Annotated in this window: 3 protein-coding genes; all 3 read left to right on the forward strand. The window is 74.5% G+C overall.

Annotated elements, in window-relative coordinates; translation table 11 throughout:
- Nucleotides 1-597, forward strand: a 597-nt coding sequence (locus tag N869_RS17995) for a Gfo/Idh/MocA family protein (RefSeq protein ID WP_269545895.1), incomplete at its 5' end; no start/stop codon positions are given.
- Nucleotides 594-1,547 (forward strand): DUF6807 domain-containing protein, encoded by a 954-nt coding sequence (locus tag N869_RS14710; RefSeq protein ID WP_052105627.1) that lies wholly within the window; start codon nt 594-596, stop codon nt 1,545-1,547. The genes N869_RS17995 and N869_RS14710, both read left to right, overlap by 4 nt.
- The coding region (locus N869_RS14715) for a cupin domain-containing protein (protein WP_156968591.1) at nt 1,544-2,026 on the forward strand (483 nt) is incomplete at its 3' end. The genes N869_RS14710 and N869_RS14715, both read left to right, overlap by 4 nt.

The raw sequence follows: 2,026 nt of genomic DNA on the forward strand, positions 1-2,026 counted from the left end.
ACGATGGGCCACGGCATCCACCAGTTCGACCTGCTGCTCGCGGTGCTCGGCCCCTGGGAGGAGGTCGCCGCGATGGCCGCACGCCAGGACCGGCCCACCGACACCGAGGACGTGTCCATGGCGGTCCTGCGGACCGAGGGCGGAGCGCTGGTGAGCGTCGTGAACTCGGTGGTCTCGCCCAGGGAGTCCAGCGAGCTGCGGTTCGACACCGAGCACGCGACCGTCGAGCTGCGCCACCTCTACGGGTACACCGAGGACTCCTGGACCTTCACCCCCGCACCCGGCCATGAGCACCTCCTGGCCCGGTGGCAGGACCCGGCGGCGACCTGGCCGGAGTCCGGGCACACCGCCCAGGTGGCGCGCCTGGTCGCCGCGGTGCGCGACGGCGGCGACCTGCCCGTCCCGCTGGCCGAGGCCAGGGACACCCTGGAGCTGGTGGCCGCGACGTACGCCTCGGCGTTCACCGGCCGGCGGGTCCGGCGCGGCGACATCGGGCCCGGGCACCCGTTCTACGACCGGATGGACGGCACGGGCGCCCCGTGGCCCCCCGTGAAGGCGCCGGGCGCGGCACGTTCCGGGCAGGGGGTGGGAGCATGAGCCTGCGCTGCACCGACGACGGGACCGCGCTGACCGTCACCACGACGGGGGAGCCGCCCACGGGCGTGCCCGTCGAGCTGTTCCGCTACGTCTACCGACCCGACGACGCCCCCGTGGAGTCCCCACGTCCGTACCTGCACCCGGTACGGACCACGGCGGGAGAAGTGGTGACCCTCTTCCGGCCCCACGACCACGTGTGGCACAAGGGGATCGCGTGGTCCCTGCCGGTGGTGGGGCCGCACAGCTTCTGGGGCGGCCCGACGTTCGTCCGTGAGCGCGGCTACGTCCAGCTGGACAACACCGGCTCCATGGACCACGCCGGGTTCGACCGCGTCGAGGACGGGGACCGGGTGGCCGTCGCCCAACGCCTGGTCTGGCACACCCTGGACGGTGCGCCGGTGGTGGCCGAGGGTCGCGGGCTGGGGGTGACGGTGCTCGACCGGAACACGTGGGTGCTCACGTTCACGACCACCATGACCAACACCTCGACCGACGCCCTGGACCTCGGCAGCCCGACAACCCAGGGGCGTGAGAACGCCGGCTACGGGGGACTGTTCTGGCGGGGACCGCGTGACTTCACCGGGGGCACGGTCCTGGTGCCCGGTGAGCGCACCGACGGCGAGGGCGTCCGGGGGCGGCGGTCGCCGTGGCTGGGGTTCACCGGTCTCCACGACGGGTCCGGCCGTGAGTCGACCCTGCTGGTCGTCGACGACCCGTGGCGCCCCGAGACGCGGGACGCCGGCCCTCGGTGGTTCGTCCGGTCGGAGCCGTTCGCGACGGTGTGCCCGGCCCCGTTCTTCAGCGAGAAGGTGCCGTTCGGTCCGGGGCGGACGCTGCGGTTCCGGTACGCCGTCCTCGTGCACGACGGGGCGCCGGACCTCCGGGCAGCGGCCGAGCTCGCCGCACGTGCGGCGACGGTCCCGCCGGTGGACGTCGGGGACGGGGGATGACCGTGGACGAGCGCCCGGACCCCGCGAGCTTTCCCGGTGGGGTGAGCCTGACGCACGTGACCGTGTACGACGTCCCCGGGACCGACGGGGTCGCCGGGGGCACACCCCACCTGCACACCGCATCCGCCGAGGCGTACCTGGTGCTCGCAGGGCAGGGGACCGTCCAGACCCTCGGGTCGCAGGGGTACCGCGAGGACGCGCTGGCCCCGGGGGCCGTGCTGTGGTTCACCCCCGGGACGGTGCACCGCCTGGTCAACGGCGGTGGCCTGGAGCTGGTGGTCCTCATGCAGAACTCGGGCCTGCCCGAGGCCGGTGACGCGGTCATGACGTTCCCGCTGGAGGTGCTGGGCGACCCGCAGGCCTACGCCCGCGCCGCGACCCTGCCCGACGCCGACGCCGGGACCGACGTCACCGCGGCGGTGGTGCGGCGTCGTGCGCTCGCGCTGGAGGGCTACGACCGGTGGCGGGCCGACGTCGGG

It is taken from the genome of Cellulomonas bogoriensis 69B4 = DSM 16987, assembly GCF_000767165.1.
Classification (GTDB): domain Bacteria; phylum Actinomycetota; class Actinomycetes; order Actinomycetales; family Cellulomonadaceae; genus Actinotalea; species Actinotalea bogoriensis.